The organism is Paenibacillus nicotianae (assembly GCF_042681745.1).
Lineage (GTDB): Bacteria > Bacillota > Bacilli > Paenibacillales > Paenibacillaceae > Saccharibacillus > Saccharibacillus nicotianae.
Window position 1 is genome coordinate 454038 of sequence record NZ_JBHUGF010000011.1, and the last position, 25490, is coordinate 479527.

General features: G+C 41.1%; 20 protein-coding genes. 16 read left to right on the plus strand and 4 right to left on the minus strand.

Annotated elements, in window-relative coordinates; all coding sequences use genetic code 11:
- Positions 1–299: 299 nt before the first annotated feature.
- Entirely contained in the window at positions 300–2591 is a 2292-nt protein-coding gene (locus ACFSGI_RS20795; RefSeq protein ID WP_204826116.1) for a helicase C-terminal domain-containing protein, read from the plus strand.
- Between the two features lie 185 nt (positions 2592–2776).
- On the opposite strand, the gene ACFSGI_RS20800 is transcribed toward ACFSGI_RS20795, so the two are convergent.
- A complete protein-coding gene (locus ACFSGI_RS20800) occupies positions 2777–5272 on the minus strand; it encodes an S-layer homology domain-containing protein (RefSeq protein WP_204826117.1) in 2496 nt (831 codons plus the stop codon).
- A gap of 146 nt (positions 5273–5418) precedes the next feature.
- Between ACFSGI_RS20800 and ACFSGI_RS20805 the strand changes: the two genes are divergently transcribed.
- The 4 genes from ACFSGI_RS20805 (at position 5419) to ACFSGI_RS20820 (ending at position 10221) form a co-directional block, all read left to right on the plus strand.
- Entirely contained in the window at positions 5419–5937 is a 519-nt protein-coding gene (locus ACFSGI_RS20805) for a MarR family winged helix-turn-helix transcriptional regulator (RefSeq protein WP_204826118.1), read from the plus strand.
- 197 nt (positions 5938–6134) lie between these two features.
- The gene (locus tag ACFSGI_RS20810; RefSeq protein WP_379284275.1) at positions 6135–6635 is read left to right on the plus strand and encodes a MarR family winged helix-turn-helix transcriptional regulator; all 501 of its coding nucleotides are present in this window, start codon (positions 6135–6137) and stop codon (positions 6633–6635) included.
- Positions 6635–8368, plus strand: coding sequence for an ABC transporter ATP-binding protein (locus tag ACFSGI_RS20815; RefSeq protein WP_204826119.1), 1734 nt, complete (start codon positions 6635–6637; stop codon positions 8366–8368). The genes ACFSGI_RS20810 and ACFSGI_RS20815 overlap by 1 nt, the downstream gene beginning before the upstream one ends.
- Positions 8365–10221 (plus strand): ABC transporter ATP-binding protein, encoded by a 1857-nt coding sequence (locus tag ACFSGI_RS20820; protein ID WP_204826120.1) that lies wholly within the window; start codon positions 8365–8367, stop codon positions 10219–10221. Before ACFSGI_RS20815 ends, ACFSGI_RS20820 begins: the two co-directional genes overlap by 4 nt.
- 285 nt (positions 10222–10506) lie before the next feature.
- Here ACFSGI_RS20820 and ACFSGI_RS20825 read toward each other — a convergent pair whose 3' ends face one another.
- On the minus strand, positions 10507–11373 hold the full coding sequence (locus ACFSGI_RS20825) for a YitT family protein (protein WP_204826121.1): 867 nt from the start codon (positions 11371–11373) through the stop codon (positions 10507–10509).
- A gap of 359 nt (positions 11374–11732) precedes the next feature.
- Between ACFSGI_RS20825 and ACFSGI_RS20830 the strand changes: the two genes are divergently transcribed.
- From ACFSGI_RS20830 to ACFSGI_RS20880, 11 genes are all read left to right on the plus strand, one after another.
- Positions 11733–12635, plus strand: coding sequence for a diacylglycerol/lipid kinase family protein (locus ACFSGI_RS20830; RefSeq protein WP_204826122.1), 903 nt, complete (start codon positions 11733–11735; stop codon positions 12633–12635).
- Positions 12636–12809: 174 nt separating this feature from the next.
- Entirely contained in the window at positions 12810–13763 is a 954-nt protein-coding gene (locus ACFSGI_RS20835) for a nucleoside hydrolase (RefSeq protein ID WP_204826123.1), read from the plus strand.
- A gap of 202 nt (positions 13764–13965) precedes the next feature.
- Positions 13966–15030 (plus strand): ankyrin repeat domain-containing protein, encoded by a 1065-nt coding sequence (locus ACFSGI_RS20840; protein ID WP_204826124.1) that lies wholly within the window; start codon positions 13966–13968, stop codon positions 15028–15030.
- A 19-nt stretch (positions 15031–15049) separates the two neighbouring features.
- Positions 15050–15487, plus strand: coding sequence for an Imm63 family immunity protein (locus tag ACFSGI_RS20845; RefSeq protein ID WP_204826125.1), 438 nt, complete (start codon positions 15050–15052; stop codon positions 15485–15487).
- A 155-nt stretch (positions 15488–15642) separates the two neighbouring features.
- Positions 15643–15990 carry a DUF2294 domain-containing protein gene (locus tag ACFSGI_RS20850; protein WP_204826126.1) on the plus strand — a complete coding sequence of 116 codons (348 nt, stop codon included), beginning with the start codon at positions 15643–15645 and terminating at the stop codon, positions 15988–15990.
- Between the two features lie 228 nt (positions 15991–16218).
- Entirely contained in the window at positions 16219–17295 is a 1077-nt protein-coding gene (locus ACFSGI_RS20855; protein WP_204826127.1) for an ABC transporter substrate-binding protein, read from the plus strand.
- An 84-nt stretch (positions 17296–17379) separates the two neighbouring features.
- Positions 17380–18330 carry a nucleoside hydrolase gene (locus ACFSGI_RS20860; RefSeq protein WP_379284437.1) on the plus strand — a complete coding sequence of 317 codons (951 nt, stop codon included), beginning with the start codon at positions 17380–17382 and terminating at the stop codon, positions 18328–18330.
- Between the two features lie 562 nt (positions 18331–18892).
- Positions 18893–19714 carry an ABC transporter permease gene (locus tag ACFSGI_RS20865; protein ID WP_204826129.1) on the plus strand — a complete coding sequence of 274 codons (822 nt, stop codon included), beginning with the start codon at positions 18893–18895 and terminating at the stop codon, positions 19712–19714.
- A 7-nt stretch (positions 19715–19721) separates the two neighbouring features.
- Positions 19722–20513 carry an ABC transporter permease gene (locus ACFSGI_RS20870; RefSeq protein ID WP_204826130.1) on the plus strand — a complete coding sequence of 264 codons (792 nt, stop codon included), beginning with the start codon at positions 19722–19724 and terminating at the stop codon, positions 20511–20513.
- A gap of 16 nt (positions 20514–20529) precedes the next feature.
- Positions 20530–21606 (plus strand): ABC transporter ATP-binding protein, encoded by a 1077-nt coding sequence (locus tag ACFSGI_RS20875; RefSeq protein WP_204826131.1) that lies wholly within the window; start codon positions 20530–20532, stop codon positions 21604–21606.
- Between the two features lie 59 nt (positions 21607–21665).
- Complete coding sequence (locus tag ACFSGI_RS20880) at positions 21666–23405, plus strand: adenine deaminase (protein ID WP_204826323.1); 1740 nt, start codon at positions 21666–21668, stop codon at positions 23403–23405.
- A 227-nt stretch (positions 23406–23632) separates the two neighbouring features.
- Here ACFSGI_RS20880 and ACFSGI_RS20885 read toward each other — a convergent pair whose 3' ends face one another.
- Both ACFSGI_RS20885 and ACFSGI_RS20890 read right to left on the minus strand, forming a co-directional pair.
- On the minus strand, positions 23633–24967 hold the full coding sequence (locus tag ACFSGI_RS20885) for a hemolysin family protein (protein WP_379284282.1): 1335 nt from the start codon (positions 24965–24967) through the stop codon (positions 23633–23635).
- A gap of 103 nt (positions 24968–25070) precedes the next feature.
- Complete coding sequence (locus ACFSGI_RS20890; protein ID WP_204826133.1) at positions 25071–25445, minus strand: hypothetical protein; 375 nt, start codon at positions 25443–25445, stop codon at positions 25071–25073.
- Between the last annotated feature and the right edge of the window lie 45 nt (positions 25446–25490).

Here is a 25490-nt window from a genome sequence, read left to right on the forward strand (position 1 = left end):
GAAATTTACTTTGAATCTTCCTTTTTTGTTTAACCTAGTACCTTTGCTATACTTCATTTTTATATTGTTTTATGACATTAATATACAGATTTCTATCTTTTATAAATACTATATATGCTATTAATACTTGTAATCTAAAAAAGCTATTTTATAAGCTTAATTTAGACTCATACCTATATGTATAAAACTATTCCAAGCTTTTGGTAAAATAGAGAGATTGCAGTACAATAGAAATGATGCTTACCCAAAAAAACTCAACAAACCAAAGAAACAGCAAATAGAGAGAGAAGGTGCGGAAGGTGACGACCGTTATCGATATTTCAGTACGGACTTTAGTTGAATATGTGTATCGGACAGGCAGTATCGAATCAGGCTTCCGTGTCGCTCAGTCGATGCAAGAAGGAACACGTATTCACAAACAGATTCAAGAAGGATACGGAGAACACGGGGAAAAAGAAGTCCATCTCAAAACGGAAATTCCTTATCATGATCTGCTTTTTCGGATCGAAGGGCGTTGCGATGGATTATGGGTTGATGAACAAGGGCTACTCACTGTCGATGAGATCAAGTCGACTTCAATTTCAGCAGAGGATATTGGAGACGGGCGTGAGGTGCACTGGGCGCAAGCACAGATGTACGGCTATATCCTTGCACAAGATCGAAAGCTTGATCAGGTGCGAGTCCAATTAACGTATGTACACAAAAGCAGTGGCAAAGAAACCAAGCTTGAACGCATCCAAACCCGCGAACAACTACAACAGTTTGCTGAATATACGGTAGCTGAATATGCACCTTATGCAGAAATGATCGCCAAGCATCGTCAGAAGCGTAACCATAGTATTGAGCAGTTAGCATTTCCTTTTGCCGGGTATAGATCCGGTCAGCGTAAATTTGCAGGAGCTGTCTACAAAACGATCGGGGAAAAGCTGAATCTATTTGCTGAAGCGCCGACAGGCACAGGGAAAACGATTTCGACGTTATTTCCTGCGATCAAGTCGATCGGAAGCGAACAAGCAGAGCGACTGATGTATGTGACTGCCAAAACAGTCACCCGAGCCAATGCCGAAGAAGCATTGCAACGAATGGAAAACAGCGGCTTGAATCTACATGGCGTAACCATTACCGCCAAAGACAAAGTCTGCTTCTGCTCTGCGAATAGTACAGGTGGACGGGATAACTGCGAATATACGGAAGGGTATTATGATCGAATTAATGGTGCGATTCTCGATATGATGAGCAATGAGACGCTGATGACTCGCTCTGTGATCGAACAATATGCGCAAAAGCATCATCTGTGTCCTTTTGAATTATCTATTGATGCTTCGTATGCGTCAGATGCAGTCATTTGCGATTATAACTATGTATTTGATCCGAAAGTATCTTTCAAACGTCTATCTGATGATATGCGTAAAAAAACGATTTTATTAGTTGATGAAGCACATAATCTGGTTGATCGCGGACGCAATATGTTTTCGGCGGCATTGAATAAGGCTGCTTTTCTAGATTTGAAAAGAGATTATAAAGATTCGGCGGAATCGTTGTCCAAAATCTCCAGTGCGATCAATGCGTATTTTATTCGGTTAAGGAAGCAAGGTGAAGATGGCAAGTTGATCCAGCGTCAACAAGCACCGGAAGAGATTTTTCCTTTATTAGAAGAGTTTGTGATTCGAGCGGAAGTGACGTTGCTAGAACAAGGGGAGCAAGCGGATATCCAGTTGCTATTGGAAACGTATTTTGCAGTGCAAGCTTTTCTACGAATCGGGCGACTGTATGATATGGAGAGCCATATGACGTATGCAGAAGTGCAGGGTAGTGATGTGTATTTGCGAATGTTCTGTATCGATCCTTCACTACAACTTCGGCAGACGGCTAAAGGATATCGCTCGGTGATTCATTTTTCTGCGACATTATCGCCGATTCGGTATTACCGCGATATGTTAGGAGCCGAAGAGGATGATTATAATATTTCGATTTCTTCTCCTTTTTCGCGCGAACAATTGGAAGTGCAGATTGTACCGTTATCGACGCGTTATAGGGATCGGGAGCGCACTCGAACCGAACTTGCCAATGTGCTGGCTCAATTGATTAATGAGCGTCCAGGCAATTATTTAGCTTTTTTCCCTTCTTATCAATATATGCAAGATGTGATTGATATTTTTGAGACATTAGATGTAGATACAGATGTATTGATTCAGCAGTCGGGGATGGCGGAAGATGAACGAGATCGTTTTCTAAATGCTTTTCAAAGTGATAATCCACGTACATTAACAGGATTTGCAGTAATGGGTGGAATATTCAGTGAAGGGATCGATCTAGCCGGTGATCGTCTGACGGGTGTAATTATCGTTGGTGTAGGACTGCCACAGATTGGCCCCGAGCGAGAATTGATTCGTGAGCATTTCAGTCAGGCAGGATTCAATGGATTCGATTATGCGTATGTCTATCCGGGAATGAACAAAGTACTACAAGCAGGTGGACGCCTGATTCGGACAGAAGAAGATCGAGGCCTGTTGATGCTAGTAGATGATCGCTTTTTGCAACGTCCTTATTATCAATTGCTACCAACAGAATGGCGCAGTGATCCGCAGTAAAAAAATAGCAGAATAGAGCCTCACTGATCTGAACTTTTATATCTAGCAACAGCGGATAAAGTATAGTGATCTTATCTATAGGCATATCCATAGTTATATCAGTACAAAAAAATACCCCTGTATAGTTGATTTCGCAACTGTACAGGGGTATTCGCGTACAACTTTATATTGTAACCCTTAAATACTTATTTCTGTGAAGCTTTGGTAATTTCGCTATACGCCCAGTGTCCAGGGGTTACATCTTTCCAGCTACTTGGTGTAGTAGACGTAGAAGACGTGTCCTCGCCAAGTACACGATTCAATACCGTTACAATTTCAGCTCGACTCACTGCTTGATTCGGGTAAAATTGACCGTCAGGATAACCTTTCATCCATCCGGATTGAATCACTTCGCTGATGGTATTTGCTGCCCAATGTCCTTGCACATCTGCTGGTAATGATGCTGTAGACGTTGTATTAAGTCCTTGCCAGCGAGCAATTAATGTCGCTAGTTCTGCACGTGTCATCGGTTGAGCAGGTTTGAAATTGCCACCAGGATATCCTTGTAACCAACCGCTTCCTTCAATACTTTGGATACTGGAAGCTGCCCAATATGAAGCAGGGACATCTTTAAAGTCTGTATTGCTTGTTGTTGTCGGCGTGGTTGCATTTTGTATCGCAAGCGCGCGTTCTAACATGACAGATAATTCTGCACGAGTGACTTTCTGATCGGGACGGAATGTACCATCAGGATAACCTTGAATATAACTACTTGCTTTGACATTAGTTGTCGACTTGGTCGGCGTTTTAGTAGCTGCATCTGTGTTTTTTGTTGTTGATGTGCCTGTAGCCGCATTAGCTAATTCATCATAGATGGGATTATCATCTAACGCTGATGCGCCACTTGCTCCACCACCTCCGCTACCAGTAACCATAGTAGGATCAGGTATTGGTTCTGTCGGAGCAACAGGTACAAATGGGGCTGTAATCACCAGTGGTGGAGATACAGGTAACCCTGTATACGTGTCTGTTGTCGGCGTCTGTGCTGGTATTTCTGTTGTAGGAACGTTTGGAACAGGTTCTGTAGAATCAACAGGTACTACAGGTGGAAGTGTCGAATTAGAAGATACCTGAACCTTATAAAATTTGGAAATTCCATTTGTCCCACGGACTTCGAGTGTAATCGTCGTCAGACCTGGATCGAGTGATACCGGTTCTTCTGCATACACACTATCTGTGACGGTTACGCCATTAATAATCAGTGATGCATCTGGATCATACACACTTGCTTTGACTGTAGTCTGTGTAGTTCCATCAGGTAATGTTACAGCATACGCTGTATTTTCAGGTGAGAATGAAGGTGTTAATGCTCCATTTTCAATAGATAATGAAGCAAGATCTGTGCCCATATCAGGCGCAGTCGCGTGAATTACAAATGACTGCTCTAACGTGCTTCCATTACTGCCTGTTGCTAATACACGAATCGGATAACTGGTAACTCCGCGTGTAAGTGCTTTGGTGGTTTTCACTTGATTATCTTGAATAGTGAAATAATCATTAGCACTACTTCCCTCGCCACTAACCAGACTGTACGTAAACGTATCTTGTACTTTTGGATTTTGCGTAGAAGTGTTTAGTAAGCCTGCTGTTGTTCCAGCATCAACATTCCATGCAATCGTATCACCGGTCAACGTGATTTCAGAAGGCACAGCTAGTGTATTGGCTGCATAATCTTCTCTGATTTTGGATAGTGCACCATTCATATCAGAATCAAGACTACTATAAAAGACTAACTCGGTAGTGCCACCCGGCTCTAGATCGCCTGCATTGAATGTCAGTGTTAGCCAATCATCGGTTAAAGCGGCGGCAATATGCTTCCCGCCATCTTCGTGAAATGCAGGTTCCATATAAGGATTACGGCTGAACCCAACAGATGCTTGAGCGCGCGGATCTTGCGCTACGTACATGAATATATTGTCGCTGGCATTACCAATTGCCGCAGCAATCGCTTCAGCATCTTGAGGTGGATTAGAAGGAACCCAGTTAATCGTGCTGTTATCTTCGTGAAGATCAGCATCGATATCGGGATCAAGAAAGCGCATATAATGAACATCGTATACGGAATCTGTAACGCTGTTATTTTTGAGTGTGATCGTTGTTTTGAAGAAAGCATCTCCTGGTTTGAAGGAAATGTTTTGTTGTACGGCGATAGCTTGATCAGATGTGTTACCAGATGTTTGAGCGATTAATTGTTCATCTGTAGATAAATCTTGAGTGGTACTTGGAATATCAATACTTCCACTTTGTTCTTCATTTACAAACGTCAGCGGAGATTTTGAAGTTACGGCTGGTTTGTAACCTACTACAAAACCTTCTGAAGGGCTTCCAGGTAAAACATAATCACCACTGGTCATGTCTTTGCCAAAATCATAACCGTCTTTGTCTACATTCATACCGATGTTACGTCTTATTTCTCCGGGATGAAAACCGGATGGGTTATCGCTAGCTGTGCCAAGTGTACCACTGCTTGAAATCCCTAGTTCGATATACGTTCCACCTAGAAATGTATCCTGACCGTTCTGCGCATGTCTTGCTAACTCAGATGCGTGTGTAGGAAGCGGTGGTAGTAGTAACAAGACAGCCATCAAGCTACAGATTCCAGTTTGTAGCAGGCGGCGTTGGTCAAACGGATTACTGCTCATCAGTTATAGTCCTCCTTTATCTATGAATAGTTCGCAAATACAAATATTTGCAAACCTATACTACTGTTTATCGTAATCAAATCATTTAACTTTACATTTTTATGCAAAAAAGATTAAAAAATTGTTAAGAATAAGGAGAGGTAATCGTGAAGTTGGAGATTTCAGAAGTATTAAGCCAGACTTTTATGAAATTAACAGGGATATCTGAACATACCCCGGCTGCTCAATCCGTAAAAACAACGATTCAATTTATTCGTACGGCTGAAGAGATTTTTAAAAGTATGGATGCACGTTTTGCCGGTATGGGATTGTCCCGCGGTAAAATTATGATGCTATGTATTTTGTATGCAGATACGAATCGTAGTCTGTTACCATCGGAATTAGCAGATCGAGCGCAGGTAACCCGGGGCACAATAACGGGTTTGGTCGATGGATTAGAATCCGAAGGTTGGGTCAAACGTATTCATAATGAAAAAGATCGCCGTCGTACCTCGGTACAACTCACAGAAAAAGGAATGCGATTTGTAGAGCAAAATGTAGAAGGATATGTAGGACTTATGATTGCACTGACTTCCAAGTTTGAGGAAGAGGATTTTGTAAAAATGCAAGAACTAATCTCCAAATTGCGAGCAGGGTTTGAAGTAAGTAGTCAACTTGAAATATAACATTATTTACCATATTAATATAAATGAGCTAAATTACCTTAAAATAAAGAATTAAATGTAGGATTATTACGAAAAGTGTATATAATTAAAAGTATATGGTTATAAACATTGACAAGGTTTGCATACAGATTTAAAATTAGTTAACCTAATAATTAGTATGGCTAAATAATAGGATTTTACGTTGAGGTGAATAAACGGTGGAAGAAGATTTGAAGTTTGAAGGAATATCACCGATGGGTGAAGAGTTATTACGTGCATTTCGTCTTTTTCGCAAAGCAGATTGGCGTCAAAAGCCAGTAGCGGGATATAAACCAAGTGAAATTATGGCTTTGATCTGTATCGGTAACAAATCAGATTCGGCTGGTTGTGGGATGCAAGTCTCTGAACTGAGTCGCTTACTTCGAGTAACATCTCCAACAGTTACTCAATTGATCAAAGGTATGGAAAACGACGGATTGGTCGAGCGCAATATGGATCAAAGCGACCGTCGTGCTGTTCGTGTAACATTGACTGATAAAGGCGCAGCGATTATGGAGCAGTCACTTGCTGTGTTCAAAACGTCATTTGAAGGTTTGGTCGATTATCTAGGAGAAGAAGATAGTCGCAAATTAACCGAATTGTTAGGTCGCGTTTTTTCTTATTTCCAAGAACGAGTGTTTGAACCTGCGGAGCCAGAACATAAAGGGGATGCAGAGTAATGACCAAACTGCTAGGACAGCTTCGACCGTATTACGGTGGAATCGGTCTGGTTCTGCTGTTGGTATTTTTGCAAACGATGTCAGAGTTGTTCCTGCCGACATTAATGGCTGATATTGTCGATACAGGTATTGCGGCAGGGAATACAGCTTATATTTTGCGCATTGGCTTATATATGTTACTCTTTGCCGCAGGTGGAATGTTATGTTCCATCGCGGCTAGTTACTTTTCAGCCAAAATTTCGATTGGGTTTGGTCGCGATCTACGTAGTCGCGTGTTCTCGCATGTCGAAAATTTTTCATTACAAGAATTTGATCGTATCGGTACGGCTTCTTTGATTACCCGTACGACCAATGATATTACACAACTTCAACAAGTGCTAACGATGATGTTACGGATGATGGTGATGGCTCCGCTTATGATGCTTGGCGGTCTGATTATGGCGATCTCTAAAGATGCAGAGTTATCGCTTATTTTTGTTATTGTGATTCCATTGTTAGGGCTGGCTATTTTCAGTATTGCTCGCAAAGGAATGCCACTGTTCAAAGCATTACAAAGTAAATTAGATCGCTTAAATATGGTTATGCGTGAAAATCTGACCGGACTACGTGTTATTCGTGCTTTTAATCGAGATACGTATGAAAGTAAACGGTTTGACGGAGCCAGTCGTGATCTAGCAGATACAGCGATTTCCGTTAATAAACTAATGGCATTGATGATGCCTGTTATGATGCTGGTATTAAACTTTTCAATTATTGCAATTATCGGATTCGGTAGTGTACGGATTAGCTATGGAGATATGCAGGTCGGTGATCTAATGGCATTTATTCAGTATGCCACTCAGATTTTATTCTCATTCTTAATGTTATCTGTGATCTTCGTGATGGTACCGAGAGCGTCAGCTTCCGCAACACGTATTAATGAAGTATTGCAAATGAAGCCAGAAATTGAAGATCCTGAACAACCTGTAAGTTCTACTATGCAAGAGCGCCGGGGAAGTGTGATTTTTGATAATGTCACTTTCCGTTATCCTGGAGCAGAACAGCCCGCATTAGAACAGATTTCATTTCAAGCCAAAAGCGGTGAAGTCACAGCTATTATCGGTGGAACAGGATCAGGAAAATCAACATTGGTCAATCTGATTCCTCGTTTTTATGATGTAGAAAGTGGACAGATTTTGGTTGATGGTATCGATATTCGTGAACGGGATCAAGCGTCACTACGTGCGAAGATCGGCTATGTTCCGCAAAAAGCATTATTGTTTACAGGTACAATAGCTGAAAATATTCGTTATGGATATGAACAAGCTACTGATGAAGAAATGAAGCATGCGGCGACGATTGCGCAAGCATCTGATTTTATTAGTGAAATGAAAGATGGATATAATTCTGTTATCGCACAAGGTGGATCGAATGTATCGGGTGGACAAAAGCAACGGTTGTCGATAGCTCGTGCTCTGGTACGTAAGCCTGAATTGTATATTTTTGATGATAGTTTCTCAGCACTTGATTTCAAAACGGATTCTAAATTACGGGCAGCACTCAAAGCCGAAACAACCGATGCGGCTGTATTGATGATTGCACAGCGCGTGAGTACAGTGATGGATGCCGATCAAATTATTGTATTGGAAGATGGCAAAATTGTCGGTCAAGGCACACATCGTGAATTGCTAGAAAGTAGCGAAGTCTATCGTGAGATTGTATCTTCGCAACTGTCGGAGGAGGAGATCGCATGAGTGAAGAGCAAAAACCAAAACCTCCACAACGACCACAAGCCGGACAGATGGGCGGCCCACCACGGATGTCTTTGCCGGGTGAAAAGCCGAAAGACTTTAAAGGGACATTACGCAGATTACTTTCTTACCTGAAGCCTTATCGGATGCAATTACTTGTTGTGCTAATTGCTGCGGTACTCAGCACCTTATTCAGTATTGTGGCTCCGCGTATTATGGGAATGGCGACAGATGAATTATTTAACAGCGTCACCGGAGGAACAGCGATTAACTTTAGATATATTGTAGATCTGTTGATGATTCTTGGAGGTCTGTATTTATTCAGTTCGTTATTTGCTTATTTTCAGCAATACTTTATGTCTGGTGTTGCTCAAAATACTGTCTATGAGATGCGTAAAGATGTCAAAAGCAAATTATCTCGTTTACCGTTACGTTATTATGATCAACAGTCTCATGGTGAAGTGTTGAGCCGGGTAACGAATGATGTAGATAATATCAGTAATACGTTACAACAAAGTCTAACCCAGTTGATCACATCAATCGTAACACTGGTCGGTGTAATCGTAATGATGTTAACGATCAGTCCATTGTTAACACTGATTACAATACTCACAATTCCACTCAGTTTATTGGTTACGATTGTCGTCGCTAAGCGTTCGCAAAAACATTTTGCCGGACAACAAGCATCACTGGGTGATCTGAATGGTCATGTCGAAGAAATGTATACCGGACACCGGGTAGTCAAAGCTTTTGGACGTGAGAAGCAGTCATTGGCTCAATTCGATGAGTTGAATGAAAAGCTTTATGAATCAGGTTGGAAAGCTCAATATATTTCCGGTACGATTATGCCGTTGATGTCGTTTATCAGTAATATTGGGTATGTGTTGATCTGTGTAGTAGGTGGTATTATGGTGACCCGCGGTACAGTCGGTATCGGTGGAGTACAAGCGTTTATCCAGTATGCGCGTCAATTCTCACAACCGATCACACAGCTTGCGAATATTTCTAATATTATTCAATCGACAATAGCTTCAGCAGAGCGCGTATTTGAAATCATGGATGAGCAGGAAGAAGAAGATCAAGCGACGACTACAATTGCTCGACCTGTACGTGGTGATGTGACCTTTGAACATGTAGCTTTTGGTTATAAAAAAGATGAGTTGCTGATCGAAGATATGAATATTGAGGTGCGTGCCGGACAGACGGTTGCAATTGTAGGGCCGACAGGAGCAGGGAAAACGACGCTGATCAATCTGTTAATGCGCTTCTATGAATTGAATAACGGACAGATTACGATAGATGGTCAAAATATCCGCGAATTATCGCGTGCCGAACTACACAGTCTATTTGGAATGGTGTTGCAAGACACCTGGCTGTTCGGTGGAAGTATTCGTGATAATATTGCCTACGGACGTGAAGATGCGACAGAAGAAGAGATTATACGAGCTTCTGAAGCCGCGCGTGCGGATCATTTTATCCGTACCTTGCCGGATGGTTATGATACGGTGCTTAATGAAGAAGCTTCTAATATTTCACAGGGTCAAAAGCAATTGCTGACGATTGCGCGTGCGATTCTAGCTGATCCTGCGATTCTGATTCTGGATGAAGCGACCAGTAGTGTTGATACCCGTACAGAAGTATTGATCCAACAAGCGATGAATACATTGATGGAAGGGCGGACGAACTTTGTTATTGCCCACCGTCTATCTACGATTCGTGAAGCCGATCTGATTCTAGTGATGAATCATGGTAAAGTGATTGAGACCGGAACGCATATTGAATTGTTAGAACAAGAAGGATTCTATGCAGACTTGTATAATAGCCAATTTGCCGGACAGGTGAAAATAGCGAATTAATTTCAATAATACGGAGGATATTGTTATGATCTTAGGCGTGATTTTGATCTGTATTGTAGCGGTTACTCCTATTGCTTATCGTCATCACAAGCGAATCCGTATAGTTAGAAGAAAAAGTTCAGCAATTAGAACAACAAAGAAATAATTAAAATAAAAGAACGATCTGCATTCCTAGTTGTAGGGATATAGATCGTTCTTTTTAAGTTTGGATACAATAGTAGATAAGGTAGAAATAACAAAAAAAGCCTCTCTGTCGTAGTGCAGAGAGGCTTTTGATATCATCAATTAGTGAATATTTTTCTTCTCAAAGTTACCACCGATAACTTCTGACACATGCTCAATGGCTAGGAAAGCAGAAGGATCGATATCTTGTACAATCGTGCGTAACTTGGCAAGTTCGAGACGAGTTACAACGCAATAGATCATCTGCGTATCTTCTTTGGAATAACCGCCTTTAGCATACATAAAGGTTGTACTGCGTCCCAGACGGTCCACAATCGCTTGCGAGATTTCTTCGTATTCGGAAGAAATGATCGTAACCGATTTGGATTCTTCCAAACCTTCGACAACAATATCCATGACTTTAGCTGCGATATAATACGTAAAGATCGAGAACATCGCTGAATCCCAACCAAATACAAAACCAGCAACTGCAAAGATAAATACGTTAATAATCATAACGATTTGTCCTACAGGCATATGAAAACGTTTGGAAAGTAAAATCGCTACAATCTCTGTACCATCCAGTGATCCACCAAAGCGAATAACCAGACCAATCCCGAATCCAAGAATGACTCCGCCAAACATACTGGCTAGAATTTTATCGTTGGTAAGCGGATCAACATGATGTAAAAATGCAGTCATCAACGACATGACTGTAATCCCGTATAATGTAGAAAAAGCAAACGTTTTACCGATCTGTTTATACCCGATAATCAGAAAGGGGACGTTGATAATAAAGATAAAGAGACCTAATGCAACAGGTGTTACTTCAGATAAAATGATTGAAATACCTGTGATTCCTCCATCGATCACGCTGTTAGGAATAAGGAAAATTTCGAGGGCTACTGCCATCATTACAGCACCAGTTGTAATGAAAATGAATTTGGCGAGCAATTGGACGGGAGTTAATTTGCGGTGTTTTCTCGGCATACACAATCCTCTTTCTCAAATTATTAGGTAAGATTATTGAGTAATTCCATAAGCGCTACACGTTATGAATATTATTTCATAAACAAGCGAACCTATCGAACTATTCAACAATATCTAAAGAGCACTATTGCACTAAAAAAGATAAGTTACCTATATAAATAATATCATACATTTCTTTTCAATCCTAATAAAACGTAAAATTTAATCAATAAACTGCAAAAAAGGCAGAATTCTCAAGCTTTTCGCATATTATCGTAGCCAAGCAAGAGAAATGTACGTATTTGTCTGTTAATCGTTTAAAAGGTAGCCAAATAAGGGTATGAATAAGTATCTTATGCTCCAATTACGGGGGTACTTTTATGTATAACAAAGGGCTACTTATTTATAATGGAAATGCAGGTTCTCTCACTCCAGAATTACTAGGAACCGCTTTAAGTATTTTGTCATTAGAATTGTCTGAACTGAATGTACGCCGAACGAACCAACCGGGTGAAGCACAACAACTTTGCAAAGAATTAGGAGAACAATATGATGTTGTCTATATTTTAGGTGGAGACGGCACTGTCCATGAATGTGTAAATGGATTAGCATTGTTGGATCATCCTCCAGTGATCGGGGTATTGCCAGGTGGAACGTGTAATGATTTCTCGCGTGCATTGATGATGCCCCAGCAGATGGCAAGAGCCGCAGAAGTACTCAATGAACGTCATACACGCACGCTTGATATTGGAACAGTGAACGGACAATATTTTACTAATTTTTACGGGATCGGGTTAATCGCAGAGACTTCACAAAATATTAATCCTGATCTAAAAGGTGCTTTGGGCAAAATCAGTTATTTTCTTAGCACATTACAGACAGTGCGTACTGCTGAACCGTTTACCTTTCATATGACCCATGATGAAGGGGAAAGCGATGGAGAAGCAATTATGATCTATATAGCCAATGGGCGGTTTTTGGGAACGAATCCGTTACCCTTTCCAGCAAGTTCGCTTGAAGACGGGTTATTGGATGTATTGATTATTCGCGAAGCAGGTTTACCTTTATTACGTGAACTGATGAGTCGCAAAACTGAAGAAATCTGGAACCCGCAATACAGCAATATTGACTATATACGAACAACCAAAGTAACGTTAACGACTGCTCAACCGATGCCTGCGGATATGGATGGTGAAATTTATTTGGAGACACCTGCGGAGCTAGGGGTGTTATCAGGCAAATTAACATTTCTGATTGGAGAACCTGTCTCTGATATACAATAAATCCAATATGAAATGATAGCCCAAGACATCTCAAGTGATGATGATCAGCCAAAGATTGACGATGATCTGGATAAGGGCTGTCTGGTATTCTTGGGGTCATTATGATATGAATAGAGAGAACGTGAAATTCAAGCATCGTTATATTGAGATGCATTACAGGGGGAACAAGTAATCATGTCACAAGTTCAATCGGTTTATTTTAACCATGATGCTGGAGTCGATGATCTAGTATCTCTATTTATGTTATTACAGATGGAAAATGTGAAATTAACAGGGGTATCCGTTATTCCAGCAGATGGTTATTTGGAACCTGGTGCAGCAGCTAGTCGCAAAATTATCGACCGCTTTGGCAACTATGCACCAGAAGTCGCTCGTTCCAATTCACGCGGTAAAAATCCTTTTCCTGCGGCATGGCGTATGCATACGTTTTATGTAGACGCGTTACCGATTCTGAATGAATCCGGTACAATGGAAGCGCCACTGGCTGAATTGCCTGCTCACCGTCATATGATTCAACAATTGTTACAGACTGAAGGTAAAACAACATTGCTATTTACCGGGCCTCTGACCGATCTTGCTCGCGCTTTAGATGAAGCTCCCGAAATCGAAGACAAAATTGAAAAATTAGTCTGGATGGGTGGCGGATTTGCACATGGGAATGTAGATGAGCCTGAACATGATGGAAGTGCAGAATGGAATGTATTCTGGGACCCTGAAGCGGCACACCGGGTATGGCAAAGTAATATCGTGATTGATCTGGTTGCTTTGGAAAGTACGATCAAAGTGCCTTTAGATCTACATATCCGCAAACGCTGGTCAACTGATCGTCGTTATGAAGGTGTCGATTTCTTAGGTAACTGTTATGCTTGTTGTCCACCACTTGTACATATGGAGAACAATTCAACGTATTATTTCTGGGATGTACTGACAACATTATCGATCGGTCGTCCAGATATTGTACAGAAAAAAGTAGTCAATTGCGTGGTCATTCCAGATGGCCCGTCACAAGGTAGAACGGTAGAACAAGCAGATGGTCGTCCGGTGAATTTTGTGTATGATACGAATCCGACGGCGTTTTTTGATTATATGATCGAACTTGCCAAGAAATCAGCACCGGCTCGTTACTAATATAACTGATCTGTAAAGTAGTTGTTCCGTATAGCAAGAAACCTATTTTCAGATCAAATAAATACAAAATGGTATACGATCCGTCTGTCCAAACCTATATACTAGGTCAACCACAGACGGATTTTTGATTATATTGAATAATTTGTATGATAGATAAAGAGAAGATAGATTAGATGATTATAAGTATGCAGGAGGTCTATTTATGTACGTGATTGCAAATATCGGCAAGTTTACTGCATTGCCACCAATTGCTTTACATATATACAATAAGGATATGTTTGCTTTGGAGCAATCGTTAACAGAAGGTTGGGATATTGAAGAGCCTTTTGTTTTAAGCGAACATACTACAATTACTCCGTTAGATATGGCAATCAGGTTAGAACACGATAAAGTAGTACATTGGTTAGTGGAGCATGGGGTAAATTTGAATACCAAAGATAATCCTGCTTTCTTATTAGCAGTACGATACGGGGAAGAACCACTGATTCGGTATTTGTATGAGCATGGTGCGCAGATTAATCGATTGAACAGAGTTAAATCAAGTGCTTATGATACCGCTTATTTTGGCAAAAAAAAGAATATAGCGCTTGTCTATGAATTGGGATTAGATATCCAAAAATATGGAGGATCTGTTTTGCGTAAAGCAGTAGCAAATCATGATCTACAAACGATTGATTTCTTGTTAGATCATGGGGTAGATATCAATTACAATAAGCCAGATATGGTCTATCCGTATAATGCGACTCCACTTACTGTAGCTACCCGTAATGAAAATGTGGCAATGGTAGAGTATTTGATTCAGCGTGGAGCAGATGTCACGATAGCTGAAAAAAATGGAGAACGTGCATACACCATAGCGGTTATTAATAAAAATGAATCATTAGCACAACTGTTAAAAAGTCTAGAGCCTGCTGCATTTCATAACGAACAAAACAAATTATATACCTTGCAAAGTTACAAACTTCCTAAAGCATTAATCGACTTTCTAAGTACAAGCGAGCGTATACTACAGTGGATAGATTCAGACCAGCAAACACATCACATTGAATTTTTGTCTTTACTGGATACAGTAGAGATGAAGGTTGGGCGACAGCGATATCTACGACTGTCCGCAGAGATTAATCTATATTCGGATCTATGTATTGTCTGGAATCCGACTAAAAAAGTCATCGGTTGTTATGATGAAGAACATCTAATGTATACCACTTTGGGTACATGGTCAGATTTTAGTTATGATCCCGGCAAGTGTATGGATTCAGTAGTATAGATCATCAAGGAGACTATTTATGAGAACAAAAGAACAGTATATAGAGCAGTTACGTTCTTTATTACAACGTACTTCGTTACAGGAAGAAGAATATCTGGATTATATTACGAATCCGTTTGTACAATTTTTTCAAGATGACTTTGTTCCTTTTGTAGAGCTAACCGCTACCGGATATCGGTTGAAAATGTATGAACGGGGTCAAACAGTTTTTACCAAAATGATCTATGATGAAGAAGCGATGCTGTACTGGATTTTAGCCTATACAATAGAAATCGTAACGCATATTCATTTGCTTCGGAAATATGGAGTCGATAACAAAACGTCTTTTCTCACCTATGATGATGATCTGACTCAAGAATGGCATACAGATCAGACGAGTATATTCGATGCGATTGGTGGCATCTATGCACAATGGTGGCATGAGACAGGAAAAAGAGCAGAAATTGAAGCTCAATAAAACGGACGATTTGGAATATACTTACACGCAATGTTCGCTTATAGAACAAAATTTATTTTAAAAGTCGTAATTATGTTGCTCCATTCTATTAATTTATGTATAATAACGAGGTCGGACGAACTCAATGTACGACATTTACCAGTGAAGGTGATAAGATGAATCTTCTGGATCACAATGAGTCCAAAAAGAAAATGGCACAGTTATATAACGAAGTATCCAAAGAACTATTTGGCTATGGAACGACGTTGCTACGAGTTTCGGTCGAAGATCATATTATTACGTTTCAAGCGAGACACCGACGTTCTCCGCGGTCGGCGGCATTGGAAGGCGAAGACCCTGCACTCAAGCAGGAAGTCGATTTTCGTTTATCCACCGTCTATAAGCGTAAATTTCGTGAAAAGTTAGAGCAGGAATTACAATTGAATATTGAAGCTATTTTGCGCGATTATGATGCGCCTACCCAATGGGCTTTTACCAATGTGGTACTGGCGGAGAATCAATAACACAAGCTGGTTTCAACTAACACGCCAACCTGACTGGCGGATTTCCTTTTTTGATCTATCTCAAAAGGTGACCGGATACAGATCAGTTTGTAACGGGTACCGCTTTGCTTTGTTTATCGAAGAAAAGTGTTCTTGTTCTTACAAGGATACTTTTCTTTTTTGTTTGTTTACAGGTAATTGTTGCAACATTGTTATTCAGAATCAACCATTTGAGAGGGGAAACCAAACATGAGTAAAAAGTGGATGAGTGGATTACTGGCATTAACATTAGCAGGTGTAGGGCTTGCAGGTTGTGGAACAACGATTGATCAGAACGGTAATACAAGCACAGGTGGTAGTGCAGATGGACAAAAAGAACTGGTTATCTCGACATGGGGATTTTCCGAAGATTTTCTACAAGAATCGGTCTTCCAACCGTTTGAAAAAGAACATAATGTCAAAATCGTACTCGAAACAGGCAACAATGCAGAACGGTTAAACAAAATTCGTCAGGGCAGTACCAATGTGGATCTTATCTACCTCTCTGATTATTATGCACAACAAGCGATAGACGATAATTTACTAGAACCGATTGATCGTACAAAATTAACGAATTTAGATCACATTTACGATATTGCCAAAGCTCCAAATGGCGAAAAATATGGACCGGCTTATACAGTAGCCCAGCTTGGTATCGCTTATAATCCAGCTTTGGTTAGTGGTGAAGTAACATCATGGAGCGATCTATGGAAGCCTGAATTTGCCAATAATGTAACGATGCCAGCGATTACAGCAACGGCAGGCCCGATGATGATCGATGCGGCTTCGCGTGTAGCAGGCAACAAAGAATTTAACGAAGATGCAGCATTTACTCAATTGAAAACATTAGACCCGAGTGTGGTCAAATACTATAGCCAAACGTCAGAATACGTGAATATGATCGGACAAGAAGAGATTGCCGGTGGCCCGATCATGGAAATGTATTTCAAAGATATTCAAGCTGCTGTACCGGGTGCGAAGTTCGTCACTCCATCAGAAGGCGCATATGCGGTTATTAATACCGTTAACATTGTAAAGGGTAGCGATAACAAAGAACTGGCTGAAGAATTTATCGACTGGCAGTTAAGCAAAGAAGTACAAGAGAAATCTGCGAAAGCCAAAGTCGATTCTCCTGTTAATAAAGATGTGGTACTGACAGACGAAGAAGCACAAGGGATTACGTATGGTGCAGATATTATTGAAAATCTGCGTAAGTTAGATATGGAATTTGTAAATAAAAATATGCCAGCATGGACAGATCGTTGGAACCGCGAAATCGGGGGTTAAGCTCGAACCAAGTACGTTCTGTACAATCACATGTTGAAGGTCGAAGGAGGATGTACTGTGAGTGGATTGCAACGGAAAGTCATTATGGATGTCGATACAGGGATCGATGATGCGCTTGGTATTATGCTAGCTGTAGGTAGTGGCAGTTGCGATATTCTAGGGATTACGACTGTGAATGGTAATGTATCAATGCAACAAGCAACGATCAATACATTCAAAATTCTACAGTTGATCGACCGTACCGATATTCCTGTTTTTGCAGGAGCAGATACTCCGTTAGTTCGTGAGCCTAGATTTGAACATTCGGTTCATGGCAATGATGGGATCGGTGGCGCATTAACCGAGATGCAAGTAGATCAGCAGGTACAACCTCAAGCTGCGCACGAATTTATGATTGAGCAAATTATGAACTATCCCGGTGAGATCACGTTGATTCTCACAGCACCACTGACCAATCTAGCCTTGGCGATTCAACAACAACCGGAAATTGTCGCTAACGTCAAAGAAATCATTATTATGGGTGGAGCCGTCAATGAATACGGCAATATCACACCAACCGCTGAATACAATATGTATGTCGATCCTGAAGCCGCCAAGCAAGTATTACGTGCAGGCTTCGCCCATCTGGTACTTGTACCATTAGATGTGACACGCAAAGTGCTACTAAACAATAATCATCTTGGTGCGCTAAACCGTACGGCTCAACCTGAAATCGCAGGGTATGTACGTCAGAGTACATCAGCGTATATGGAGCGCTACGAACAACGTAATGGCGTCAAAGCATGTGCAATGCACGACCCACTTGCTGTAGCCGCCGCTCTCTATCCAGACGTGATCAGCACAACCTTATACCACGTCGATGTCGAGACCAATAGTGATTTATGCGACGGACAAACTGTATGCGATTTTCAAAATCGTCTGGGCAAACAACCTAACGTACAAGTCGCTTTAACTGTCGATCATATCGCTTTTTTTAACATCTTTTTAGAATCACTTAGTAAGCTTAAAGTAACTTCAAAGCAACTGAATCTGTAGTAAGTGTAGAACTAGAAGCATGAAAGATAAATCAGACTAACTAAATATCATCACAATAGATTTTTAAAAGTAACATTGCTTTTATACTGCTACTCCAACCCTTAACGCGACTATTCTGTATCCCTCGCATGATCTAAAATCGTGCGCTTAGTCATTTTGTAATTAAGCAATCCTTTTACCGAAAAAAATAGACTGATATTTTAAAAATTACAGAATTAAAAAATCATAATTAAGATATTTTGATGCGTATTTAAGATTTTAATTGTACTAAACAAATCCAATCGTTGCTGTCTCCTCCAAGCGGAGAAAACAGAATATTCTGAAAGAGCGAAGCGCTCGCCTTTGTAGTCGACTCCTTACCGCAAAGCGGTTAATCAAAGGAGCCGATTACAACAAGCGACGGTAAGAATATCCTGTTTTCGCAGCGACATTCACTAGAGCAAACCTAACTATATCTATCTTTCAAAGTTAATCTTATGAAAACATTCTTTTAAAAAGTAATACCAATTGCGCTGTCCCTAAGAATCACCTTAATTCTGCTCAGATAGGAGCGTATCCACCTATGAAAATCAATAAGATGTACTGGCTGCTCCTACCCGGGCTGCTGTTCCTTACCGTATTTATGCTAATCCCAATTATTTTGACGATTGGCTCCACATTTGTGCAAGAAGGCAAGCCTACTCTGGAAGGGTATCTGTACTTTTTTAGAGATGCGTATTTCAATCGGATTCTACTGACTACGCTACGAGTCAGTGTATTTACAACAGTGATCTGTATTGCGCTTGGTTATCCGGTGGCTTACTACATTTCACGCTTGGGCACACGGAAAAAAGGGATTTTGCTAGCATTATCTATTTTCCCATTGTTGACCAGCCCTGTTGTGCGCTCGTTTAGCTGGATGATTATTTTGGGACGTAAAGGTCTGGTAAATAATGCACTGGTGGCGACAGGCATTGTCGATAAGCCGATAGAAATTTTGTATACACCAATAGCGATGATTATCGGACTGGTACATCTGTTTTTACCATTGATCATTATTACGCTTGTCGGTGTAATGGAAAATGTAGATAGTGAACTGATTCGTGCAGCAGAAAGTCTGGGTGCTTCTCGGTTTACCGCGTTGCGTAAAGTGCTGTTTCCATTAACGATTCCGGGTCTGATTATCGGAAGTGTACTTGTATTTGTCGGTAGTCTGACCGCCTATACCACGCCAGCTTTGCTTGGAGGCAAAGAACGGGTGATCTCTACATTTCTGTATCAGAATGCGATGACGTTGAATGATTGGTATCTGGCTTCAGTGATTGCGACGATTATGATTGTGATTACGCTGGTTGTTGTAGGACTGATGAACAAAGTAGCTACGAAATTGAATCCGAAGGGGTGAGACGAAGATGAAAGAAAAACATTACGGGCTGGCGATATTTAGCACGTTAGTCTTTATTTTTCTGCTAGGGCCACTGGTGATCATCTCGGTCACCTCATTCGGGCCGGGTACAGTATTGAAATTCCCACCGGATGGATTTTCACTCAAATGGTATCAAAATATATGGGCAGTCGATATGTTTCCGAAAACGTTTGTGACATCGATTATTATTTCGCTACTCGGTAATCTGCTTGCTTTGATTCTCGGCGTACCTGCGGCGTATGCGCTAAGTCGATATCATTTTCGCGGACGTGATTTGCTCAATGCGATCTTTTTATCACCGGTATTGATTCCGGGGATTGTGCTTGGTTTTACGATGCTCAAATATGTGTTGGTCATGTATCATTTGCCGATCTATACCGGGTTATTGGTCGGACATACAGTAATTATGTTGCCGTTTATTATTCGGGTGATTGGTTCCAGTCTATCGAACTTTGACTTCTCTATCGAAGAAGCGGCAGTCAGTCTTGGCGCAGGGCGGTTACAAGCTTTCTTTAGAGTGGTGTTACCGAATATCCGCTCAGGCATTATGGCAGCGGTATTAATCGCTTTTCTGGAGTCATTTAATAATGTTGATATCTCGGTATTTATGACAGGGCCGGGAATCAGTACATTGCCGATTCAGATGTTGACGTATGTACAGAATTATTTTGATCCAACGATAGCCGCGATTTCGGTCGTATTGATGATATTAACCGGTCTATTGATGTTCGTGATTGAGCGTCTGATGGGTGGACTAGCTTACTTTACCAAACGATAAGGGGAGGCATACGACGATGACATTACTCAGCTTAGAACAGGTATCGGTGGCGTATGATAACCACCTGATTTTGGAGAATTTCGATCTCAAATTAGAAGAAGGCAAATTACTCTCATTACTCGGCCCAAGCGGCTGTGGCAAAACAACCACATTGCGTCTGATTGCAGGTTTTTTGGAAGCTAAAGGTGGCAAATTTATGTTCGATGGGCGAGATTATACGAATCTACCTGTGAACAAACGTAATTTCGGATTTGTGTTTCAAAGTTATGCGTTATTTCCGCATTTATCGGTTTACGATAATGTAGCGTTCGGCTTACGTTTGCGTAAAGTGAAAGAAGCGCAGGTGAAAGAGAAAGTATTGCGGATGCTGGATATTGTCAGTCTGAACGGTTTTGAAAAGCGGTTCCCACAAGAATTATCCGGTGGACAACGTCAACGTGTAGCGATTGCCCGCGCACTGGTAATTGAACCTGATCTGCTACTATTCGATGAGCCGTTAAGTAATCTGGATGCCAATTTAAGAGTGACAATGCGTGTAGAGATTCGCCGTTTACAACAAGAATTAGGAATGACTGCGGTGTATGTCTCTCACGATCAGGAAGAATGTTTTTCGATCTCGGATCAAGTAGCAATTATGAACGCTGGCAAAATCGAGCAATTAGGCGCACCGACAGAGATTTACCAGTATCCCAAAACCGAATATGTGGCTCGTTTTATCGGGTTTAATAACTTTTTGGTATTTGATGGTACACGCCAAGGGAATACAGGTGTAGAGTGGACAATTGGCGATTATGGATTTGCTGTGCAATTACAGACAGGACAATCCACAGCGGACACGTACAAAGGCGCAATTCGTCCAGAAGACTTACGTATTACGCGGTTAGATGAATTGACTGATCTGCAAAAGTCTTTGTCTAATCAAGTGCCAGGAACGGTCAAAGTGAGTACGTATCTAGGACGTAGTTATCAATTTGAAGTACAGACAGCACTGGGAGCATTTACAGTGAATCAAGAAATGGATATCCCGATCGCACCGGGTCAACAGGTGATGATTACTTTTCCAGCGGATAAGATTGTGATGGTGGGACAATGAGTAGTGTAAATACATCCACGACCTACAGTCATGAAGCCAATACATCCACATTGCCGCCTATCGCTGTTGATCTATTGATCACCAATGTGCAGGTCTACAATAGCTATTATAAAAAATTTCGTACAGGCGATGTAGCAGTCAAAGGAGAACAATTTCTATATATCGGTCAACAAAGTAGTGATCGGTTTGATGCTAAGCAGATCATCGAAGGCAATAGACGATATATGATTCCCGGTCTGATCGATATTCATTTGCATATTGAAAGTTCAATGGTTACGCCTGCAACGTTCTCTCACGGGATTCTGCGCCGTGGAGTGACGACGATTGTACCGGAACCGCATGAAATGGCAAATGTATTCGGACTGGAAGGGGTCAAAGAAATGATCGCCGCCAGTCAAGAGGTGACCTGCGATATGATGTACAGTATTCCTAGCTCTGTACCCGCAACACCGCTTGAAACAACAGGCGGTTCTATCGAGATTGCGGATATTGACGAGTTGATGCGCACCGAGTCGATTATTTGTCTGGGCGAAATTATGAACTATGTCGATGTGATACGTGATCCTGAATGTAAAACCAATCAGATTTTGCGTCATATGAAGACCCATTATCCTCATCTTGTGATTGAAGGGCATACGCCCAAATTACTTGATCTGGATCTTCATCAATTGATCACAGCAGGTATCGATTCTGATCATACCCATCAGAGTATCGAAGGAATGACTGAACGTATCGCAGCAGGAATGTTTATTGAACTGCAAGAGAAATCGATGACACCGGAAATTATCGATTATATGATTGAGCACGATGTAGCAGAGCATTTTTGCTTTGTAACAGATGATGTGATGACAGATAGTCTTGCGTGGCGTGGGCATCTGGATTATATCGTTCGTAAAGCGATCCAGATGGGGATGACACCTGAAGCAGCTATCTATGCAGCTACATTTACCCCTGCACGACGGATGAATATGAGTGATCGTGGAGCAATCGCACCTGGTAAGTTAGCCGATTTTATTTTGCTAACCGATATTGAGAAGTTCCAGATTGATGAAGTGTACAAAAAAGGATTGTGTGTATATCAGCAAGATCAGCTCTATGTACAAGAAGCTTCACTACCACAATTTCCAGCCCACTTTTATCAGAGTGTAAAGTTAGAATTACTGAACGAGCAACATTTTCAAGTAACTACCGAGAAAACTGACGGTCTGTATGAATGTCGGGTCATGATGGTCAAAGACGGATCGACCTTTACCGAAGAACGTCTAACTGATGTGAGTGTGCGTAATCAACAGTTGAAGTGGGAAGAAAGCGGATATGGATTGATTGCTACTTTTGAGCGCTATGGAAAAAATGGGAACTACGCGCATGGTCTAATTGGCGGTGATACGATTACACGCGGTGCGATAGCGACAACCTATTCCCATGACAATCATAACTTGCTTGTCGTCGGTCGTAATCCACAAGATATGGCGATAGCAGCCAATGAAGTCATTAGCAAGCAGGGCGGCTTCTGTGTTGTTTTAGACGGCAAAGTGATCGCGTCCCTTCATTTGCCTGTAGGTGGTATTTTAACAGAAGCTCCGCTAGAAGAAACAGCAGTTGCTGTTGATCAACTGGTGACCGCGATGCGTGAGTTAGGATACAAACATTACAATCCGATTATGTCGATCAGTACACATTCACTACCCGTTAGCCCTGCACTCAAAATTACCGATTATGGTCTGATTGATGTCAATCAGGGGAAAGTGGTTCCTTTATTTACCGGTGTAACTAAAGATATACCTAATATATCATTTTAAAAACAAAGAATATTCGATAATCAGCCTATACTCAAAATTAAAAAAGTGGATGCTAAAAAATGATGTACTCAACAGATATACTAAAACTACGCTAAAAAATATAAAAGCCGTTTCCCCAAAGTTACTGGAGAAACGGCTTTTTGATGTTGCTCAACATCAATTTTTTATAAATGTATATTTAGAAGAAAAGCTGTCATTGTTATGGTAAAACGTTAAAATGATTGATTTTACGATTCGTTCTCATCTAATTCTTCAGGTTCAACTACTTTTTTGACGATCTCAAGCTTGCGATAACGACGAGCGCTACGACGCAATACTTTGAATGTCAGATCCTCAAATTCATAGACCGCTCCAATGGCTAGATCAGGACGTTGACCGTATAACCAACCGCTGATTGTATCCAACTCTTCATCATCCAGATCTGTACCTAGCAGATCGTTAACACGATTGATAAATACTTTACCATCAACAATTAGATGATGTGGTGCAATCTGTTGAATTTCGTCTTCTTCATCAGCATCGAATTCATCACGAATCTCGCCTACGATCTCTTCCAAAATGTCTTCGATCGTAATCATACCGGATGTACCACCGTATTCATCGACCAGAATCGCAATATGAGTACCTTCGCGTTGCATCCGTTTGAGCAGATGTTTTACAGGAGTAGTCTCAGATAAAGACATCACCGGATGGATTAAAGGAGCCACATTCAAATCCGGTGTTTCCTCAGCAGCCAGAAAGAATTGCTTCGTATTAATCATCCCGATAATATTATCTTTACTTCCTTCTGCAACCGGGAAACGGGTATATTGCTCTTTACGAATAATCATCCGGTTTTCCTCAGGAGACTTTTCGGTAAATAAGCACACCATATCTGTACGCGGAACCATAAGTTCTTTGGCAAGCATTTCATCAAAAGCAAAAATACGACTAACATAACCATATTCACTTTGATTGATTTTGCCACTTTCGTAGCTTTCATTCAAAATAATATGCAATTCTTCTTCCGAATGAGCTTCTTCATGTTCACTTGCAGGTTGTAGACCAATTAAGCGAGTCAAGAAGTTAGCTGATCCATTCAAAACAAAAATAAAAGGATACATGATACGGTTAAACCAGATAATCGGACGAGCTGTATACAATGTCACCAGCTCTGCTTTACGTAAAGCCACTGTCTTCGGTGTTAATTCGCCGACAACCACGTGGAAATAAGTAACCAAAATCAGTGCAATCGCATAAGACAAAATATGACTTAGTGATTCAGGTACGCCTACATTAGCGAACAGCGGAGATAACATATATTCCACTGTAGGCTCTCCCAACATACCTAGTCCTAATGCAGTGATCGTAATCCCCAATTGACAGGTCGATAAATAGCCGTCCAGATTAGAAATGACTTCTTTGGCATAACGAGCATTTTTATTTCCTTCAGCGATCAACTGATCGATCCGACTACCTCGTACTTTCACAATCGCAAATTCCACCACAACAAAAAAAGCAGTAAACACAATCAAAATAACAAATAACGTTAAATTAAGCCCTATATTAATACTGTCAGACAACAAACTCTCTCCCTTCATGCGTGCCGATCCTACAAGGGTCAGCATCCGCGATCCATTAATGTGAATGAGTCACACTTACCATCAGCAAGTGTGTTATACATGATTAAGGTCGTACGGAAGCCATATCCATATAATTGGATCGGTACTTGAGCGCTGCTAGCAACAAGCGCTTGAGCAAGAGAGGAATAACAGAAAGAAGATGAGTGGGACAGAAGAATCTATTCACATACCGAATCAGAATTGCAAAGTAAGCAGCCAGTGTCATCACTGGTGGTAATGTCGGTACATTAGAACCGCCATCTACATTACCAGCATATCGCGCTGATCCATATGTCATTTTGCCTGGATAGATTCCAGTCGTGACTGCAAAGTCGTAATCTTCTTCATCTGCTGATTGAAATGGCATACAGAACAACAGCATGATTAGACTCATCAGTACAGCACTCATCATTCGCCTTCGCGCGGGTAAAGTATCCAAGTAGCATCTCCCATTTGAATAGGACGGACAAGCCGCCCTCATTTA